The sequence below is a fragment of the Mesorhizobium sp. ArgA1 genome (assembly GCF_053714375.1).
The window spans coordinates 191,225-209,538 of sequence record NZ_JBSKBQ010000007.1; the positions used below are offsets into that span (position 1 = coordinate 191,225).

The window sequence follows — 18,314 nt, forward strand, 5'->3', positions numbered from 1 at the left end:
CCATTCTTGAAAGCGCTCGCATGACCCTCGACCTCTCCGGCCGCGTCGCGGTCGTTACCGGCGCCTCGCGCGGCATCGGCTATTTCATTGCCAAGGAACTTGCCGCCGCCGGCGCGCATGTCATTGCCGTCGCCCGCACCGTGGGTGGGCTGGAAGAACTCGACGACCAGATCAAGGCCGAGCACGCCAGGACCGGCAAGGGTGAAGCGACGCTGGTGCCGCTCGATCTCTCGGACATGGCCGGCATAGACCGGCTGGGCGGCGCCATCCATGAGCGCTGGGGCAAGCTCGACATACTCGTGGCCAATGCCGGCGTGCTCGGCGTCATCTCGCCGATCGGTCATGTCGAGGCGAAAACCTTCGAGAAGGTGATGACCATCAACGTCACCTCGACCTGGCGGCTGATCCGCTCGGTCGACCCGCTGCTCCGGCTGTCCGACGCCGGCCGCGCCATTCTCATGTCCTCCGGGGCCGCGCATTCGGCACGCGCCTTCTGGGCGCCCTATGCGGCGTCAAAGGCGGCGGTGGAAGCCATGGCGCGCTCCTGGGCGCATGAGACGCAAAGCCTGCCGCTGCGCGTCAATGCGGCCGACCCCGGCGCCACCCGCACCGCCATGCGTGCGCAGGCGGCGCCCGGCGAGGATCCCGAGACGCTCCCGCACCCTTCAGAGATCGCCCGGCGCATCGTGCCGCTGGCCAGCCCCGAGTTGAAAGAGACAGGGCTGATCTTCCAGGCCAGGCAGCAGCGCTTCGTCGCCTACCGGCAGCCGGAATAAAAGCTGGGCTGAAGCCGGATTAAACAAGCCTCCAGTTACGTTTCTTCTGACGTAGGACATTCGAAACCGGAGGACCGACATGCGTAGACTTCTTCTCGTTGCCGCCGCTGCGATTGCCGCCACGACTGGCGTAGCCCTTGCGCAAGACGCCAAGATGAGTTTCTTCGTTACCAGCGTCGGTTCCGGCAAGGGCGCCGATCTCGGCGGCCTCAAAGGCGCCGATGCGCATTGCGCCTCGCTGGCGGAAGCCGCGGGGGTGACCGGCAAGGAATGGCACGCCTATCTCTCGACCGCCGATACCGATGCGCGCGACCGCATCGGCAAGGGCCCGTGGGTCAACGCCAAGGGCGAGAAGATTGCCGACGATGTCGCCTCGCTGCACAGCGACGCCAACGCCATCACCAAACAGACGGCGCTCAACGAAAAGGGCCAGGTGGTCAACGGCCGCGGCGACAAACCGAACCGGCACGACATACTGACCGGCTCGAAGCCCGACGGCACCAAGATCGCCGACCAGACCTGCGGCGACTGGACCTTGAGCGGGGCGGAAGGGGCGGCAATGATGGGCCATCACGACCGCACCGGCCTCGATGAGTCGGCGGCAGCGAAATCCTGGAACTCCTCGCATGCCTCGCGCGGCGGCTGCAGCCAGGAGGCGCTGAAACGCACCGGCGGCGACGGCCTGTTCTACTGCTTCGCGGTGAACTGAGAGCAGGATAGAGCGGTTCGCCGTTTCACGGAAACGGCGAACCGCTCTATCCCTTTGTTTTTACGCAATTCCGGACGGAAAACCGATCACACTTTTCCTGGAATTGCTCCAGGGGGAGCGGTTCCGTTCACGGGTCTGTGATGATCCGGCAGGTCGCTCCCCCGTCGCCCTGCTTTCGCCATCTGCCGGGAGTTGCTAGGGTCAATCCGACTCCGACATCCAGCAAAAGCGAGGAATTCCCATGGCTGCTCCCAGCGTAGCATTGGTCTGGTACCTGGTGATCGCCGGCCCGCAAGGCGGCATGGTGGTTCTGCCCAGCACCTTCGACACCCGCGAACAATGCACGAACGCCATCACCGAATACCAGAAGCAGCCGACCCCGGCCGGCTGGGCCGTGAACTGCGTGCCGAGCGCTTCGCCGTTCACCGACGAGGGCGACGCGGAAGAGCCGGCGGCGCAGTAATTTGTATCTCCCCCCTTGAGGGGGAGATGGCCGGCAGGCCAGAGGGGGTCGCCGCGCGTGGAGCGCCAACCTCCTTTCTGCACAAAAGGGCGTCGCGTCCAATCGGCCCGACCCCCTCTGTCGCCTTCGGCGACATCTCCCCCTCAAGGGGGGAGATCAGGCTCGTGCGCTCACCGTCAGCTCCGGCTTGCTGTTGATCGTCTGGAACACCACGCAATAGCGCTCTGTGAGCTTGATCAGCGAATCGATGCGCTCTTGCGGCTCGTCGGTGTCGAGATCGAAATTCAGCCGGATGGCGCGAAAGCCCACAGGTGCATCTTTCGCCACACCCAGCGTGCCGCGAAAGTCGAGATCGCCTTCGGCCTCAACGGTCGCCGCGCCAAGCTTGAACTCCAGCGCGGTCGCCACCGCCTTCAGCGTGACCCCAGCGCAGGCGACCAGGGCCTCCAGAAGCATGTCGCCCGAGCATAGTTCGAGCCCGGAGCCGCCGGTTGCCGGATGCAGGCCGGCCACGGCCAGCGCCCTACCGGTTTCCACCTTGCAGGCGATCGACTGGTCGTCGATCGAACCCCTGGCGCGAAGCGTGATCAGCGCCTGCGCGGCGTCGCCGCGATAGGCCTCCTTGAGCGGCGCCTGCATGGCTTTGAGCGCGGTGGCGTCCATGGTCCTGTCCTTTCGAGTCCGTCGCGCTTTGATAGCACTGATATGCCGGCGGGCAGAGGGGCCAGGACGTTCGCGAAGAGTTACTTTGACTTCGATCGCCCAGACCATACCTATTCGGGAGCCATTCCCGGAGGTGTCATGCGTGCCAAGCTGAAGCTCATTCCTGCAATTCTCCTGTTGCTTGGCGCACTGATAGGGCCCGGCCTCGCCGAAACGCCCAAGCGTCCTGCACCCACCGGCGGCGTGCTGTCGCTGCTGCCGGCGCCACAAACGACCAGCCATTCAATCACCATTGCCGGACGCAAGCTTGACTACCAGGCAAAGGCCGGCACGCTGTCGCTGCTTTCGGGGAAGGCCGAGGTTACGGCGGAAATCTTCTATGTCGCCTACACGCTGCCGCCGACGGCGGGTGCGGAGAAGGCTCGTCCCATCACCTTCGTCTTCAATGGCGGCCCCGGAGCGGCGTCCGCCTATCTGCATCTCGGCGCGCTCGGGCCACGTGTCATCGCGACCGGGGCCGATGGCCAATTCCTGCCGCCGCCGCAAAAGCTGATCGACAATCCCGACAGCTGGCTCGACATGACCGACCTCGTCTTCGTCGATCCGGTCGGCACCGGCTACAGCCGCGAGGCGCCGGGCCAGGATACCAAAGACTTCTGGGGCATCAGCCAGGATGCCAGCTCGATCGGCGCCTTCATCCGGCTCTATCTCGCCCAGAACGGCCGCACCGGATCGCCGCTCTTCCTTGCCGGTGAAAGCTATGGCGGGTTCCGGGCAGCCCTTCTCGCCAGAACCCTGCAGGAGGATGTCGGCCTGAGCCCCAACGGCATTGTGCTGATCTCGCCGGCGCTGGAATTCACGCTGGTGCTACCAGATGAATTCCAGCCGCTGCATTGGGCGCTTGAACTGCCCTCGCTGGCGGCGGTGCGACTGCGCGGCGAAGGCGTCAGCGGCGAGGCGCTGCGCGAAAAGCTCGCCGAGGTCGAAAAGTATGCGCTGGGCGATTACCTCGCCGCCCTGACCGGCGGGCTGGAACAGGGCGGACGACTGGCCAGCCAGCGCGTGGCCGAGATCACCGGCTTGCCGCTCGACCTCGTGCAGCGCAATTTCGCCCGCATCCCGACCGCCCTGTTCGCGCGCGAATTCCAGCGCACCAGTGGCAGGGTGCTCAGCCCATATGACGGCACGATCGCCACCGCAGACATCGCGCCGGAGAGCGCTCGCAGCGCCGGCCCGGATCCGGTGCTCGACCGCAGCGTGCCGGCGTTGACCTCGGCCTTTGTCGGCTATGTCAGCAGCGAGCTGAATTTTCGCACCGATGTCAGCTACCGGTTGCTCAACGGCGACGTGACCCACAATTGGGACTACGGCGGTTCGCGCCAAGGCTACGCCGGTGCCATGCACGATCTGCAGCGGGCGCGCTCGCTGAACCCGGCGCTCGGGGTGGTGATCGTGAACGGCGACACCGACCTGGTCACGCCCTATCTGGCCTCGCGCTATCTGGTGAACCAACTCCCGACGCTCGCCAATGCCAAGCCTATCCGTCTCGACGTCGTCGAGGGCGGCCACATGATGTATTTCAGGCCCGACGGCCGGCGCGCGCTGAAGGAGGCCGCTTCGGAACTCTACCAGGCAACGCAGTAGGCCGTGGCAGCCGTTCAAAGCCGACCTACCCTTCTGAGTGCATAGCCCAGGCGAAGCTATCGGCGGTCTCCGCCGCGGCGCGGTGGTAAGGTCAAGAACCGGTTCCACTGCCGGCCGTTGGCGGACGGCGCCCGGAGAGGGCTTCAACCGCGTCTTCGATGCCGACGACCTGCCGCTCGACGTCCTCCAGATACAGTCGCCCGGCCGCAATCTGACCGTCGATGATCTCGAACAGCGTGACCCCGCGCACCTCAAAGGGTTGCCCGTCGCGGCGAGTACCTGACCAATGCCATTCGATCCAGGTCGTTTCACCGTCTTGGACCGAGCGCGTGACCGTTGCGTGGAAGTCAGGTATTCCGGTGAACATGGCCTCCCAGTTGGCGCGCATCTGGTCGCGCCCGACGAAGGCTCTGCCCGGGTGCGCCGGCTGTACGCTCCGATAGTTCTCGTGGATAAGAGCGGTGACAGCGTCGAGATGATGCGCGTTCATCGCCGTCACCAGTCGATCGATCACTTCAGTCATCGAAACTCCCGGATGCAGCACATGCATCAGCGCGCCCTCTCCGTAGTCCGCGCCGGGGTGAGCCACGCCGATCAATCCGCGAGCCTCAAAATTACCTGATTGGGCTATGGCCGTCCAGCATTGCATGACGCCTAACCTGCGCGTTCGCCTCCTCGCGTAATAGCGTCAGCGACCACTGCTAAGTGGCTTTTGGTCATGCAAGCCCTTTGTAAGCCTCAGGCGAATGCAGGCCGCCGGCCCCTGCCCCAACGCAAGCCCGAAGCTGGCGCAGAGGCGTGCTGGCTGTGCCATGGAATGATGACACCCTCCTGACGGCAGGTTGTCAGGATCGCAAGCTTAGTCTGGTGACATGACGGATTCTCCCGGCGAGCCCGACACGCTCATGCATCACACGGCCAGCATCGCCGCCGAGCGCACGCTTGGCATCATCCTGGTGTCGGCCTCGGCCGTCGCCTTCGCGCTCACCGGCGTGCTGACCAAGTCGATCAATGCCAATCCACTGACCATCACATGCTGGCGCGGCTTCGTCGGCTCGATCCTGATAAGCTTCTACGTGTTCTGGCGGCGCCGCCGCTCGGGCGGGAGCGAAAGCCTGCGGCTCGGCTGGCGCGGCTGGCTGCTGGCGGTCGAGGGTGCGGCGGCCAGCATCGCCTTCATCTCGGCGTTCAAGTTCACCTTTGTCGCCAATGTCGCGGTCATCTACGCCACCGCGCCCTTCATCACCGCGCTGCTTGCCTTCGTGCTGGTGCGCGAGCCGTTCCGGGCGCAGACACTTGTTGCCGCCGCAGTATCGCTGTGCGGCGTGACGATCATGGTCGGCTCCGGCTTCGGCACGGGTCATCTCTTCGGCGACGGGCTGGCTTTGCTGATGACCGCCGGCAGCGCGCTCTACATGATCATGGTGCGCGCCTTCCGCGACACGCCCGTTGTATGGGCGGGCGCGGTGTCGGCGTTCCTGCTGTTCGTCTTTGGCTGGTTCGTCACCGACCCGCTGGCGGTGTCTGCGCGCGACGCCGTGCTGCTCGTCGCCTTCGGCGGTTCCTTCGCGATGGCCTCTATCCTGTGGACGGAAGGCTCGCGGCTGATCCCCGCGCCCGAATCCGGCCTGCTCGGTTCGGCCGAAGTGCCGTTCGCGATCCTGTTTGCCTTCCTGTTTCTGGCCGAGATCCCGCCGGCCGCCAGCCTGATCGGCGGCGCCATCGTGCTGTGCGCGGTTTTTGCCCATGCGGGGCGCGACTGGCTGGTGGCGAGAAAAAGTGCGGCAACCCAATAATTATTTTCAAAGTCATGGAACCATCATTCGACTCGGGCATTATTGGTGCGACGGGTCACCCCCAAGTCCCCCCAAACCCCTCGACCCGTCCTCCTTAAAGCCGACCGTAAGGTCGGCTTTTTCTTTGCAAATCAGCTCGGAGCGCCCGGCAAGGCGAGGTTGTCGCTCAGCAAGGCGGCAAGATCGCGTGCCGGCCGGTCGGCGCCCTGACCGAGCCTTATGGCGAATTGTGCCGTCGGCACCGGCGGCAGGCCGAGGTCGCGCGGCGCTTCGACGATGCCGGAATGAGCGAAGCGGGCGGTGCGCAAGGTCAGCGCGATGCCGGCGTTGACCGCGGTGCGCAAGCCCGCAAGGCTGGCGCTGCCGGCGGCGATGCGATAGCGGCGGCCGGCGGCATCGAGCGCCGCAAGTGCGGCCTCGCGAAAACCGCAATAGGGATCGAGGAGTGCCAGCGGCAGCTCTTCCTCTCGCGCGGCCAGCCCCTTTTGCGAGCACAGCCACAGCATCGGCTCACTGAACAGCCCGACTTCGTCATTGGCGGGCGTTTTGCGCATGATGATGGCCAGATCGAGCTGACCGGCCTGCAGCGCCTCGCCAAGCTCAGCCGAGCGACCGACGCGCAATTCGATCCTGACGCGCGGATGGCTGGTCGCAAAGGCCCTGAGCAGCTCCGGCAGGCCGCTGTCGGCGAAATCCTGCGTCGTGCCGATGGCGACACGGCCGGCGGCGCGTGCGCCCTTCAGCGCCAGCCAGGCCTCGCTGTGGACGGCAAGGATGCGACGGGCATGGCCGACCAGATCCTCGCCGGCCGGTGTCAGTCCGCGCCCACGCCCCCGCGCCACCAGCAGCGGTTCGCCGACGATCTCCTCCAGCCGCTGCATCTGCGCCGTCACCGCGGAAGGCGAGCGGCCGACAGCGGACGCGGCCTGCGCCAGCGAGCCGCCATCGACAAAGGCGAGGAAGGTTCTGAGGAGATCGGGCTCGAGCGCTTGCATACTTCGATAATACAAAACCTTCTATTCCAAACAATTCGATTTTTTTGATCCAACCATCATGACATGGTCTCTTCAACGGCAAACAGACGCCGCTCAACCAAAGGAGAGAAAAATGCCGATCATCAACATCAGCGTCACCGGCAAGCCCGACGCCAAGCTGTCCGCGACGATTGCCAGGGAAATCACCGAGCTGACCGCAACGCATCTGCGCAAGGACCCGACGATCACCGCCGTCGCCGTCAGCTATGTCGACCCGCAGCACTGGTTCGCAGGCGGCAAGTCGCTGGCCGAGCACGGCGCCAACACCTTCTGGCTCGACATCAAGGTGGTCGACGGCACCAACACCAAGCTGGAGCTCGAAGCCTATCTGAAGGCGATCTTTAAAGCTTTCGGCCAACTGCTGGGTGGCGTGCATGAGGAGAGCTATGCCTTCGTGCACGAAGTTCCGGCTGCCGCTTATGGCTATGGTGGCAAGAGCCAGGAGTTCCGGTTCATCAGCGGGCGGTTGAAGGCGGCATGAGCGCCATCTCCCTTCTCCCCCTGTGGGAGAAGGTGGCCTCGCGAAGCGAGGTCGGATGAGGGGTGTTCCAGCGGAGTGAGACGTTGGCGTTACCTGGAACACCCCTCATCCGTCTCGGCGCTGCGCGCCGATCCACCTTCCCCCACAAGGGGGGAAGGAAGAGAGCGTCGAGCTCTACATTGACCTTGCCCCCCATTGCGTTACCCTCTCCTGCGAAGCGGACGGAGAGCCGCGATACCGGAACGTTGGGAGAGACGCGGCATGATCCTGACACTGGCGCTGCTTGCAGGCCTCGTGCTGGCCTGGCTGCTGATTGGCGCGATCGAGACCTTTCGCCTCGACATGCGCTTCGCCCAGGCGCTGCTCTACGTGCCGTTCAAGCTTGCCTACCGCATCGAGGACCGGCGCATCCGCATTGCGCGCAGTGCGCCGACGCCGGTGATCTATGTGGTTTCGCACCAGTCGCGCATCGAGCCGGCGCTGATGCTGTCGCTGCTGCCCGACGACACGCTGCACATTCTCGACGAGGCCTCTGCGCGCTCGCCCTGGCTGGAGCCGTGGCGCGAGCTTGGCCGCACCATCGCCTTCAACGCCGAGCATCTGTTCGTCAGCCGGCGGCTGGTCAGGGTGCTGAAGGGCAAAGGCCGGCTTGCCGTCTATCTCCCAGACGACGTCGAGCCTGATGTGAAGTCATTTCGCCTCTTCCGCGCCGTCACCCGCATTGCCATGCAGGCCGACGCCCGCATCGTGCCGATCTTCGTCGCCGGCGCGCGCGACTTGCCGGTGTCCTTGACCCCAAGGGACCGGGCGCCCCGACACTGGTTCCCGAAACTGTCGATCAGTGTGCTGGAGCCGATGACGATTGCCGAGCTGCTGGCGCGCAATCCCGATCAGGCTTCCAACACCAATGCGTTGTTCGACCGCATCGCCGAGGCCAGGCTCTATGGTAGCAACCTCAATCGCGGCCTGTTCCTGGCCATGCGCGATGCAGCCGATCGCACCGGCACCTCGCATCCGATCATCGGGGACGTGATCAGCGGTTCGCTCAGCTATCGAAAGATGTTTATCGGCGCGCGCGTGCTCGGCCGCCGCTTCGAGGCTATAACGGCACCCGGCGAAGCAGTCGGGGTGCTGCTGCCCAACGCCAATGGCGTGGTGCTGTCCTTTGTCGGCCTGCTGTCAGCTGGCCGCGTGGCTGCGATGATCAACTACACCGCCGGGCCGGCGAGCGTCACCGCCGCCGTGCGCACGGCAGTGATCCGCACCGTCATCTCTTCGCGCGCATTTGTCGAAAAGGCTGCGCTCGCTGACATCATCGCCGCGGTCGAGGCCGGTGGCGCCAAAATGCTGTGGCTGGAGGATGTGCGCGCAAGCGTCACAGCGCTGGAAAAGCTCGCGGCCGCCGTGCTGTGGCGCCTTCCGCTGCAGCGGCAGGACGCAGCCAAGCCGGCGGTGATCCTGTTCACCTCGGGTTCGGAAGGTACGCCCAAGGCCGTGGTTCTGTCGCACCGCAATCTTCACGCCAATGCCATGCAGGCCGAGGCGCGCGTCACCATCTCGCCGTCCGACATCCTGCTCAACGTGCTGCCGGTGTTTCACTCTTTCGGTTTGACCGGCGGCACCATCCTGCCTTTGGTGACCGGGGTAAAGCTGTTCCTCTACCCCTCGCCGCTGCACTACAAGATCATTCCTGAGATCGCCCGCAAGGTGAAGCCGACGGTCATGTTCGGCACTGACACGTTCCTCGCCAATTATGCCCGCACCGCCAAGGATGGCGATTTCTCGAGCCTGCGTTTCGTCGTTGCCGGTGCCGAGGCGGTGAAGCCGGAGACACGCCGCGTCTACCGCGAGCGCTTCGATGCCTCGATCATCGAGGGGTTCGGGCTGACCGAGGCCGCCCCCGTTGTCGCCGTCAACACCGCCATTCATGGCCGCGACGGCACGGTCGGGCGACCGCTGCCGGCGGTGCGCATGAAGCTCGAAGCCGTCGAAGGCATAGAAGATGCCGGTCGCCTGTGGCTCGACGGGCCGAATTTGATGATGGGCTACATGACGGCCGACCGCCCCGGCGAATTGCAGCCGCTGGACGGCTGGCACGACACCGGCGACATCGTCTCGGTCGACCGCGAGGGCTTCATCACCATTCGCGGCCGCGCAAAACGCTTCGCGAAGATCGCCGGTGAGATGGTGTCGCTCGGCGCGGTCGAAATGCTGGTGCAGTCGCTATGGCCGGAAGAGCGCCACGCCGCGGTGGCAGTGCCCGACAAGCGGCGCGGCGAGCGCATCGTGCTGGTCACCACCGCCGGCGACGCCGATCCGGAAGAACTGCGCAAGTTCGGCAAGAAGGCGGGCGCCGCCGAACTGATGGTGCCCAACGACATCGTCAAGGTCGGCGAGATTCCGGTGCTGGGCTCGGGCAAGACGGATTATGTCTCGACGCGGAAGCTTGCAATCGAAAAGCTGGGGCTCAGCGCTGCGGCTTGAGGCTTGCGGACGTCGTCGAGAATTCGTTCCGAGCTCGGAGCGGAGCGAAGCTCTAGAGAACCATCCACGACAACAGCAGAATGACGCCGACCGCCATCATCAGCAGGCCCGGCCAGTTCTGCGACAGACCGAAGAATCCGAGCCCACGCCGCCGTGGCTCAAGTGTCGGGCCCGTCGTTGCGAGATTCTGCGTGGGGGCATCCGGCGTCGCGGAAACGGGCGCTGGATCGCTAAGCCGCCGCGCCTGAGTACGGCGCCGGCCATGTACACAACACCAGCGACAGTGAGCAAAGCACCGATGAGAATGACAGCCATTTCCGCCTCGCTTTCTTCAGGTCCTGCACCTGATGCAAGTTGGCTGCGAATGCCCGCTGAGGGACATAACGATCAGCATGGCCGACAGGTTCCGACGGGTCGGGTGTCATGCGGCAAGCGCCGAAAGCCAGGTGACCGCCGGCAGCGAATGGCGGCAGGTCCTGTCAGCCAATATCCGAAGGCGGCACCTTCTCGCCCTCGATCTTGGCGCGCTTGGAATAGGCGCGCACGCTGAAGGGCAGGAAGATGAGATAGCCGGCGACCGAGGCGGTCAGCGTGTACCAGGGATAGGTCATCAGCAGCAGCACGTAGAGCACGACCGCGAGGATGATCGGCAGCACCTTGTCGCCCGGCACTTTCAGGCTTTTGCCGGAATAGACCGGCAGCCGGCTGACCAGCAGGAAGGCGACCAGGATGGTGAAGCCGCTGGCGACGAAGGCGGCGGTACGGCTGGGCTCAACGCCAACGTGCAGGAATGACAGGTAAAGCGGCAGCATGACCAGCACGGCGCCCGCCGGCGCCGGCACGCCGACGAAATATTCGCTCTGCCAGATCGGGCGATCATGCTCCTCGTCGAGCACATTGAAGCGCGCGAGCCGTAAGCCGCAGGCGATGGCGAACAGCAGCACCGCGATCCAGCCGGGCGATCCTGCGCGGTCGAGCAGGAAGGCATAGAGCACCAAAGCGGGCGCGACGCCGAAATTGACGATGTCGGCCAGCGAATCCATCTGCGCGCCGAATTTGGATGTCGCCTTCAGCATACGCGCCAGGCGCCCGTCTATGCCATCGAGGAAGGCGGCGAGCAGCACCATCACCACTGCCGGCTCGAAGCGGCCTTCGAAGCCGAAGCGGATGCCGGACAGCCCGGCACAGATGGCAAGCACGGTGACCAGATTGGGCAGCACCATGCGCATCGGGATTTCGCGAATGCGCGGGCCACCGCTGCCGTGAGCCTCGAATTTTTTGAACGGCGCGCCCACCGCTTACGAGATCCTGACGAGTGGGGTTGCGGCGATGCCGCCGAATTCCGCGAGCACGGTTTCGCCGCCGACCGCGGTCTGGCCGACGGCGACACGCGGCACGGCGGTCGAAGGCAGGAAGACGTCGACGCGCGAGCCGAAGCGGATCAGGCCGAACCGTTCGCCGATGGCGATCGAGCCGCCGCTCTCGGCCCAGCAGACGATGCGCCGCGCCACCAGGCCGGCGATCTGCACGGCGACCACGGTGCCGTTGGGGCTGTCGATGACCAGCCCGTTGCGCTCATTTTCCGAACTTGCCTTGTCGAGTTCGGCGTTGAGGAACTTGCCCGGCCGGTGCTCGATCTTGGAAATACGGCCGCGCACGGGGGCGCGGTTAACGTGGCAGGAAAACACGTTCATGAATACCGAGATGCGGGTCATTTCGGTGTTGCCAAGGCCGAGCTCGCGCGGCGGCACCGCCGGCCCGACCGCCGAGATGATGCCGTCGGCGGGGCTGACCACCAGCCGGTCGTCGACCGGCGTGACGCGCTCGGGATCGCGGAAGAAATAGACGCACCATGCGGTCAGGATCAGGCCGACCCAGAACAGCAGCGAGGAGAAATAGCCGAGGAACAGCGTGCCGGCGCCAAAGGCGGCGATGAACGGATAGCCCTCGCGATGGATCGGGACGAAAGCATTCTTGACCGAGTCGACTAGGCTCATTTGGTGGAGCTCATGGGCTGGGGCGGTCCCTGTTTCAGGTCCGGCCTCAATACCGGAAAGGCTCCGCCGTCGCAACGCAACATTGGGCAAGGCTGCATTGGCCACGGCCGGCGGCAACGGCGACGTGCTTGCCTGTCGGCGGCTTTGCCGCCAGAATTCAAGCCACGGCTGGCTGAAAGCGCGGCGAAGGCGACTGCCCATGATACCGAAATCAGGGAAAGCGCACCACACCGCCACGCGATTGGCAGCTATGGGTGCCGTTTTGACCGCGCTGCTGGCAGCCCATGCGGCGGCGCAAGGCAAGCCGTCCTTCGATTGCGCCAAGGCCGCCAGCGTGGCGGAAAAGGCCATTTGCACTGATCCGGCTCTGGCACAAGCCGATGCCGATGTAGCGAAGAATTATGCCGCGCTGCTGAAGATGCTCGATGCTCCTGCCGGCAAGGCGCTGCGGCACGACCAGAGCGATTTCATCGTGTATCGCGACCATATCGCCGGCTTCAACGAGAACACGCCCAAGCAGCAGCAGACTTTCGATCTCGGCGAATTCCTGCATGACCGCGCGACCTTCCTGGCCGGCATCCGCAAGCCGGCGGATGCCGGTTTGATCGGCACATGGAGCAGCGTGCGCGGCTCGGTCGAGATCAAGGCAACGGGCGCTGGCAAGCTCGAGATTTCGGAAGATGTCGTCTCCAATCCGGTCTCAGGAAGTGGGTCGTGCGAGATCGACGGCACAGTTGCCAACCGCAAGACGCTTCGGCTCGAAGACACCGACGACAACGACAAACCGACCGGGTTCGTATTCACCTTTCGCCGCGACGGCGATGCGCTCGTCGTCGAGCAGACCGGCGCCGGCATGGATGACAGATCCGAGCCGCCATCATGCGGCGCCAACGGGCATGCGGACGGCACATTCTTCCTGAGCGAAAAACCGTAAACCTGCTGTCGGGGAACCAGCCCCTCGCCCGTCCTTGGAGAGACGGCGCCGATCATGGTCCCCATGACGACGCTCCCAACAAGGAGTCACCCCAAATGCAGAACCAGACGCGTCTCGTTGCAGCCGACCTCGCTTTCGGGGAGTCGCCGCGCTGGCATGATGGGCGACTGTGGGTCTGCAACTGGGGAACCGGCGAGATCGTCGTGGTGGATGAGCACGGCAAGAGCGAGGTGATGCTCACCGTGCCGGCGATCCTGCCCTATTCCATCGACTGGTTGTCGGATGGCCGGCTGCTCGTCGTCTCGGGGCGCGACGGCCTCCTGGTACGGCAGGAAACGGACGGCACCCTCGCTACCCATGCCGATTTGAGAGACCTGTCGAACAGCCCGTGGAACGAGATCGTCGTCGACGGGCGCGGCAATATCTATGTCAACGGCGGCGGGCCGGCGCCGGGGGCGGGCGAGCATTTCGGGCCGGGCACCATCGTGCTGATCACGCCTGACGGCAAGGTCCGGCAAGTGGCCGAGAACATCGCGTTCGCCAATGGCATGGCCGTGACGCCGGACAACAGCACGTTGATCATCGCGGAATCGCATGCCAACCAGTTGACCGCTTTCGACATCGGCGCCGATGGCAGCCTTTCCAACCGCCGCGTCTGGGCCGATCTCGATGGCTTTCCCGACGGCATCTGCCTCGATGCCGAAGGTGCTGCCTGGTATGCGGATGTTCCCAACAAGCGTTGCGTGCGGGTACGCGAGGGTGGTGAGGTCTTGCAGACCGTAAATGCCGACCGCGGCTGCTTTGCCTGCATGCTGGGCGGACCCGAGGGCACGACACTGTTCATCGCCGCCGCCGAATGGCGCGGCTTCGAGAACATGATCAGCGACGCCCGCACCGGCCAGGTGCTCAGCGCCGAAGCGCCAGCACCTGGAGTCGGCTGGCCTTCTTACATCTCAGGCAAGCGCTGATAGTTGGCGATATCGGCCTTCACGCCAAGCCGGGCGATGGTCTCCTGCGGGTTGAAACCTGCCCGCTCATGCGCCGCCTTGACGATCGGCACGACATTGTCGACGGCCGCCTGGTTTTGCCATTCGACAATGGTGACGAGGTTGAATTCGCCAGGACCGGAGAACTGCTCGAGCACGAAATCCTGGACGAAGCCTTGCTGCAGGCGCAGCAATTCATGCGTTGCCCTGACCTTGCGAAGGATCTCTTCGCGCGCCTCGGCGGGCACGATGAATTTGTCGACCCTGAATACGGCTGCATCGGCAAACTGTTGATTTAGTTGATCCATTTCAATCTATCTCCGTTCTTGAACACATGGCTGTGCGGTGGCTCAAGAACGGTTTGCGAGCTCAACCAAAGTTGAGGTCAAGGGGAAAATCGAGGTGATGTTCGATCTCCCCCCTCGTGGGGGAGATTGGCGATCCGCCGCCTAACTAACCTCCGACGTCCTCCTCCGCACAATCACACCCAGCTCATCGCTCTCCCTGGCAATACGCAGCCTCTCCTCGGCTTCCGTCGCTTCGCGCTGGCGGTCCCACATCGAGGCGTAGAGGCCGTGTTGACGCATCAGCTCGGCATGGGTGCCACGTTCGGCGATCTGGCCGTCCTTGAGCACGATGATCTCGTCGGCGGTGATCACCGTCGACAGGCGGTGGGCAATCACAATGGTGGTGCGGCCCTTGCTGACCAGGTCGAGCGCGGCCTGGATTTCCTGTTCGGTATGGCTGTCCAGCGCCGAGGTCGCCTCGTCGAGCATCAGGATCGGCGGCGCCTTCAAAATGGTGCGGGCGATCGCCACGCGCTGCTTTTCGCCGCCCGACAGTTTCAGGCCGCGCTCGCCGACCATCGAGCGATAGCCTTCCGGCAGGCGTTGGATGAACGGACCGATCTGGGCGAGTTCGGCCGCCTTTTGCACATCCTCTTCGCTGGCGCCGACGCGGCCGTAGCGGATGTTGTAGGCGATGGTGTCGTTGAACAGCACAGTGTCCTGCGGCACCATGCCGATCGCGCGGCGCAGGCTCTGCTGCGTCACGTCCCTGACATCCTGGCCGTCGATCAGCACCTGGCCGCCCTGGACGTCGTAGAAGCGGAACAAAAGCCGCGAAATGGTCGACTTGCCGGCGCCCGACGGGCCGACAATGGCCACCGTCTTGCCTGCCGGCACCTCGAAGGAGACGCCCTTCAGGATTTTGCGGTTGGGATCATAGGCAAAATGCACGTCGCGGAACTCAACCTTGCCGGCAGAGACGGCAAGCGGCTTGGCACCGGGCTTGTCGGTGATTTCCTGCGGCACGTCGAGCAGGTCGAACATCTGTTCGATGTCGGTCAGGCCCTGGCGGATTTCGCGGTAGATGAAGCCGATGAAATTGAGCGGCACCGACAGCTGCACCAGCATGGCGTTGATGAAGACGAAGTCGCCGACCGTCTGCGTGCCGGCCTGCACCTCCAGCGCCGACATGCACATGACGATGACGGTGCCGAGGCCGAAGATGATGCCCTGGCCGAAGTTAAGCCAGCCGAGCGAGGTCCAGATTCTGGTCGCGGCCATTTCATAGCGCGCCATCGACCGGTCGAAACGCTCGGCCTCCATGGCCTCGTTGTTGAAATATTTGACGGTCTCGAAATTGAGCAGCGAGTCGATCGCCTTGGTGTTGGCGTCGGTGTCGCTGTCGTTCATGTCGCGGCGGATCGAGATGCGCCAGTCGCTGGCGCGGACCGTGAACCAGACATAGACCCAGACAGTGATCGCCACAACGGCCACATATTTCCAGCCATAGGTGTAGGCGAAGATGCCGGTGGTCAGCGCGAATTCGAGAATGGTCGGCGCCGTGTTGAGCATGATGAAGCGCACGATCGTCTCGATGCCCTTGGTGCCGCGCTCGATAATGCGCGACAGGCCGCCGGTGCGCCGCTCCAGGTGAAAGCGCAGCGACAGCTGGTGCATGTGAACGAAGGTGCGGAAGGCGAGCTGGCGCACGGCATATTGGCCGACGCGGGCAAACAGGGCGTCGCGCAGCTGGTTGAAACCGAGCTGCACCAGCCGCACGACATTGTAGGCGACGACCAGCATGACAGGCGCCAGCAGGAAGGACGGCAGTGGCGGCGCAGATTTGGCGTCGCCGGCCAGTGCATCCGTCGCCCATTTGAAGAAATACGGACCTGCGACCAGCGTCAGCTTGGCAACGACAAGAAGCAGCGTCGCCCAGGTGACGCGTGCCCTGAGATCGGCGCGGTCGGCCGGCCACATATAGGGCCACAGATTGCGCAAGGTGCCGAAGGTCGAGCTATCGGAAACGGTTTTTTCTGCCACTTTTCTTGCCTTTTGGGTGAGAGCGGATCAGCGGCCGGAGCAGCAGGAATTAACGAGCGCGGTCAGCGATACGGAAACGTCCGCGAGTGCCGCGCGGTCGACCTCATAGCGCGAGCGCTGCCGGTCGGGCTGGAAGCGGACCAGGCCGGCCTCGACCAGGATCTTCAAATGCTGGGAAACGGTGGACTGCGCCAGATCGAGATGGTCGACGACCTCGCGACAGCAGCAGGAATTGCTGGCCGACAAATGTTTCAGGATCTCGATACGCACCGGATGCGAGAGCGCCGCGAAGCGAGCGGCCACCGCGCGGCTTGCGGGCGGTGCGCAGTTTGCGTGGTCTGGTTCTGTCAGGGAGTCTGTCATCGTTCATCGGCGATAGACGATGAACTGATATGGGGCAACCTAATCCGATGGGTAGAAGGGCCATCTCCCCCACGAGGGGGGAGATTAGCCGATCACCTACTGCGCCTTCACCGGCGCCGTCGTTGCTTGCTCGCCCATCGCCTTGAGGTCGGCGGCTTCGCCTTCCTTCGACTTTTCCGGCACCTTGAACACCTGCCCCGGCCAGATGCGGTCGGGATCGCTGATCTGGTCCTGGTTGGCGAGATAGATGGTCGAGAAGCGCACGCCGTGACCGTAGACGCGCCGCGAAATCCGCCACAGCGTGTCGTTGCGGCGGATGATGACGGCGCCGTCGGCATGTTCGAGTTTCGGCGCCACCGTTTCCGGCACGTCGGGCGTTGCTGCCGCAACGACAGCCGGAGCCTCGGCAGCGGGCGCTGCCGGGGCCGCCGGTGCCTCGGCTACTGCGGGTGCGCTGGCAGCCGGAGCGGCAGGAGCCGGTGCGGGAGGGGCCGGCGCTTCGGCAGCAGCCGGTGCGGCCGGCTTTGCCTCGGCTGGCTTGGTCCCGGCGGGTGCCACCGCGGCGACCGTGTCGCCAGGCTCACGCTCGAACGGTACGGCGGCGCGGGCAACCACCTTCACGCCGTCGGCATCGAGACCGTCGACATGGATGGTGTAGCTGCCAACCGGGATGTCGCGCGTCGCCTCTACCAGGAAATGGCCGTCCGACGACGTCACCGCGTCGCCGAGCAGGATATCGTTGGCATAGGCGCGCACCTTGCGGCCAGCATCGGCGAGACCGGCAACGAAGATCTTGTTGCCGTCGATCTCGACCGCCTCGACGACGATCTTCGGCTCGGCCACCGCCGCAGCCGGCGGTGTCGCCGGTGGGGGAGCTGCGGCGGCATCCACCGCGGCCGGGGCGGCAGGTGCGGTCGCGGCAGGCGCCTCGGCAGCGGGAGCAGCGGCTTGATCGCCGGCAGCCGGTGCCGCAGGCTTGGTCTCAGGCGCCGGAACGGTCAACAGCTCGGCCGGCTTGCCAGGCTCCTCGACCATCGCCAGCACCTGGCCGGCGGCGTCCTTGGGAACCGAAACGACGGCGGTCTGCACCGAAGGCGTAACGACATCGCCTGTCGTTGAGCGCAGCGCAATCGTATAGTCGCCGGGCTTGAGCGGATCGTCGAGGACGATGACAAAGGCGCCGTCCGGGCCGGCGACCGTCGAGCCGAGCACTGTCGAGCCGTTGAGGATCTCGACCTTGGAATTGGGCGCGGCATTGCCGGCAACGACGATAGAGCCGTTGCTTTCGACGCGCACGACATCGAAGCTCGGCACAACCGGGCCGGCCACAGCCGGCGCAGCAGCTTCTGTGGCTGGAGCCGTTGCGTCGGCAGGGGCCGGCGTAGCCTTGGCATCGGTGGGCGCGGCAGGCGCCGGTGGCAGCCTTCCCTCGGTCCCTGTATCGGCCGGCTTGTCAGCCGGCGGCGTCAGCGACGCAACCTCCGCCGGCGGCGTGGGATTGAGATACGGGTCGAGTGCGCCCGACACATAGGCGGTTCCGACGACCGCGACGGTCCCACCCGCCGCGAACAGAAACGCCTTCAATGGATTAATAGCCATATTTCCCCTGCCCCTTAGCCACCTAACGCCGGTCTAGCGCTTTTTGCCGGAACCG

The 18,314-nt window shown here is 64.8% G+C and carries 18 protein-coding genes; 9 read left to right on the plus strand and 9 right to left on the minus strand.

Annotation, left to right across the window (positions count from 1 at the left end):
• Nucleotides 1-20 precede the first annotated feature (20 nt).
• The 3 genes from ACWGTI_RS17935 (at nt 21) to ACWGTI_RS17945 (ending at nt 1,948) form a co-directional block, all read left to right on the plus strand.
• Complete coding sequence (locus ACWGTI_RS17935; RefSeq protein ID WP_454588340.1) at nt 21-776, plus strand: SDR family NAD(P)-dependent oxidoreductase; 756 nt, start codon at nt 21-23, stop codon at nt 774-776.
• Between the two features lie 79 nt (nt 777-855).
• Entirely contained in the window at nt 856-1,485 is a 630-nt protein-coding gene (locus ACWGTI_RS17940) for a hypothetical protein (protein ID WP_454588341.1), read from the plus strand.
• A gap of 241 nt (nt 1,486-1,726) precedes the next feature.
• On the plus strand, nt 1,727-1,948 hold the full coding sequence (locus ACWGTI_RS17945; protein ID WP_023689120.1) for a hypothetical protein: 222 nt from the start codon (nt 1,727-1,729) through the stop codon (nt 1,946-1,948).
• Between the two features lie 156 nt (nt 1,949-2,104).
• On the opposite strand, the gene ACWGTI_RS17950 is transcribed toward ACWGTI_RS17945, so the two are convergent.
• A complete protein-coding gene (locus tag ACWGTI_RS17950) occupies nt 2,105-2,611 on the minus strand; it encodes an OsmC family protein (RefSeq protein WP_454588342.1) in 507 nt (168 codons plus the stop codon).
• 138 nt (nt 2,612-2,749) lie between these two features.
• Here ACWGTI_RS17950 and ACWGTI_RS17955 point away from each other — a divergent pair, with 138 nt between their 5' ends.
• On the plus strand, nt 2,750-4,255 hold the full coding sequence (locus tag ACWGTI_RS17955) for a S10 family peptidase (protein WP_454588343.1): 1,506 nt from the start codon (nt 2,750-2,752) through the stop codon (nt 4,253-4,255).
• Nucleotides 4,256-4,346: 91 nt separating this feature from the next.
• Here the strand turns inward: ACWGTI_RS17955 and ACWGTI_RS17960 are convergent, their stop codons facing one another.
• Nucleotides 4,347-4,778: a nuclear transport factor 2 family protein gene (locus tag ACWGTI_RS17960; RefSeq protein WP_454577087.1), complete on the minus strand. Its 432-nt coding sequence runs from the start codon at nt 4,776-4,778 to the stop codon at nt 4,347-4,349.
• Nucleotides 4,779-5,127: 349 nt separating this feature from the next.
• Between ACWGTI_RS17960 and ACWGTI_RS17965 the strand changes: the two genes are divergently transcribed.
• On the plus strand, nt 5,128-6,051 hold the full coding sequence (locus tag ACWGTI_RS17965; protein ID WP_454588344.1) for a DMT family transporter: 924 nt from the start codon (nt 5,128-5,130) through the stop codon (nt 6,049-6,051).
• Between the two features lie 131 nt (nt 6,052-6,182).
• Here ACWGTI_RS17965 and ACWGTI_RS17970 read toward each other — a convergent pair whose 3' ends face one another.
• The gene (locus ACWGTI_RS17970; protein WP_454588411.1) at nt 6,183-7,046 is read right to left on the minus strand and encodes a LysR substrate-binding domain-containing protein; all 864 of its coding nucleotides are present in this window, start codon (nt 7,044-7,046) and stop codon (nt 6,183-6,185) included.
• Nucleotides 7,047-7,158: 112 nt separating this feature from the next.
• Here ACWGTI_RS17970 and ACWGTI_RS17975 point away from each other — a divergent pair, with 112 nt between their 5' ends.
• Nucleotides 7,159-7,566: a tautomerase family protein gene (locus ACWGTI_RS17975; protein ID WP_454588345.1), complete on the plus strand. Its 408-nt coding sequence runs from the start codon at nt 7,159-7,161 to the stop codon at nt 7,564-7,566.
• Between the two features lie 261 nt (nt 7,567-7,827).
• Nucleotides 7,828-10,050, plus strand: a complete 2,223-nt coding sequence (locus tag ACWGTI_RS17980) for an AMP-binding protein (RefSeq protein ID WP_454588346.1) — start codon at nt 7,828-7,830, stop codon at nt 10,048-10,050.
• 479 nt (nt 10,051-10,529) lie between these two features.
• On the opposite strand, the gene ACWGTI_RS17985 is transcribed toward ACWGTI_RS17980, so the two are convergent.
• Both ACWGTI_RS17985 and ACWGTI_RS17990 read right to left on the minus strand, forming a co-directional pair.
• On the minus strand, nt 10,530-11,345 hold the full coding sequence (locus tag ACWGTI_RS17985) for a CDP-alcohol phosphatidyltransferase family protein (RefSeq protein WP_454588347.1): 816 nt from the start codon (nt 11,343-11,345) through the stop codon (nt 10,530-10,532).
• A gap of 3 nt (nt 11,346-11,348) precedes the next feature.
• Entirely contained in the window at nt 11,349-12,398 is a 1,050-nt protein-coding gene (locus tag ACWGTI_RS17990) for a phosphatidylserine decarboxylase (RefSeq protein WP_454588348.1), read from the minus strand.
• Here ACWGTI_RS17990 and ACWGTI_RS17995 point away from each other — a divergent pair.
• Together ACWGTI_RS17995 and ACWGTI_RS18000 are read left to right on the plus strand one after the other, a co-directional pair.
• Complete coding sequence (locus ACWGTI_RS17995; protein ID WP_454588349.1) at nt 12,298-12,981, plus strand: lysozyme inhibitor LprI family protein; 684 nt, start codon at nt 12,298-12,300, stop codon at nt 12,979-12,981. The two genes, ACWGTI_RS17990 and ACWGTI_RS17995, sit on opposite strands and share 101 nt — an antisense overlap.
• Before the next feature lie 95 nt (nt 12,982-13,076).
• On the plus strand, nt 13,077-13,949 hold the full coding sequence (locus ACWGTI_RS18000) for an SMP-30/gluconolactonase/LRE family protein (protein WP_454588350.1): 873 nt from the start codon (nt 13,077-13,079) through the stop codon (nt 13,947-13,949).
• On the opposite strand, the gene ACWGTI_RS18005 is transcribed toward ACWGTI_RS18000, so the two are convergent.
• From ACWGTI_RS18005 to ACWGTI_RS18020, 4 genes are all read right to left on the minus strand, one after another.
• A complete protein-coding gene (locus ACWGTI_RS18005; RefSeq protein ID WP_454588351.1) occupies nt 13,928-14,275 on the minus strand; it encodes an antibiotic biosynthesis monooxygenase in 348 nt (115 codons plus the stop codon). The genes ACWGTI_RS18000 and ACWGTI_RS18005 overlap by 22 nt on opposite strands.
• Before the next feature lie 141 nt (nt 14,276-14,416).
• Nucleotides 14,417-16,297 carry an ABCB family ABC transporter ATP-binding protein/permease gene (locus ACWGTI_RS18010; protein WP_454588352.1) on the minus strand — a complete coding sequence of 627 codons (1,881 nt, stop codon included), beginning with the start codon at nt 16,295-16,297 and terminating at the stop codon, nt 14,417-14,419.
• A gap of 27 nt (nt 16,298-16,324) precedes the next feature.
• Complete coding sequence (locus ACWGTI_RS18015; protein ID WP_454588353.1) at nt 16,325-16,660, minus strand: ArsR/SmtB family transcription factor; 336 nt, start codon at nt 16,658-16,660, stop codon at nt 16,325-16,327.
• A 96-nt stretch (nt 16,661-16,756) separates the two neighbouring features.
• Nucleotides 16,757-18,259 carry a LysM peptidoglycan-binding domain-containing protein gene (locus tag ACWGTI_RS18020; protein ID WP_454588354.1) on the minus strand — a complete coding sequence of 501 codons (1,503 nt, stop codon included), beginning with the start codon at nt 18,257-18,259 and terminating at the stop codon, nt 16,757-16,759.
• Nucleotides 18,260-18,314: the final 55 nt, after the last annotated feature.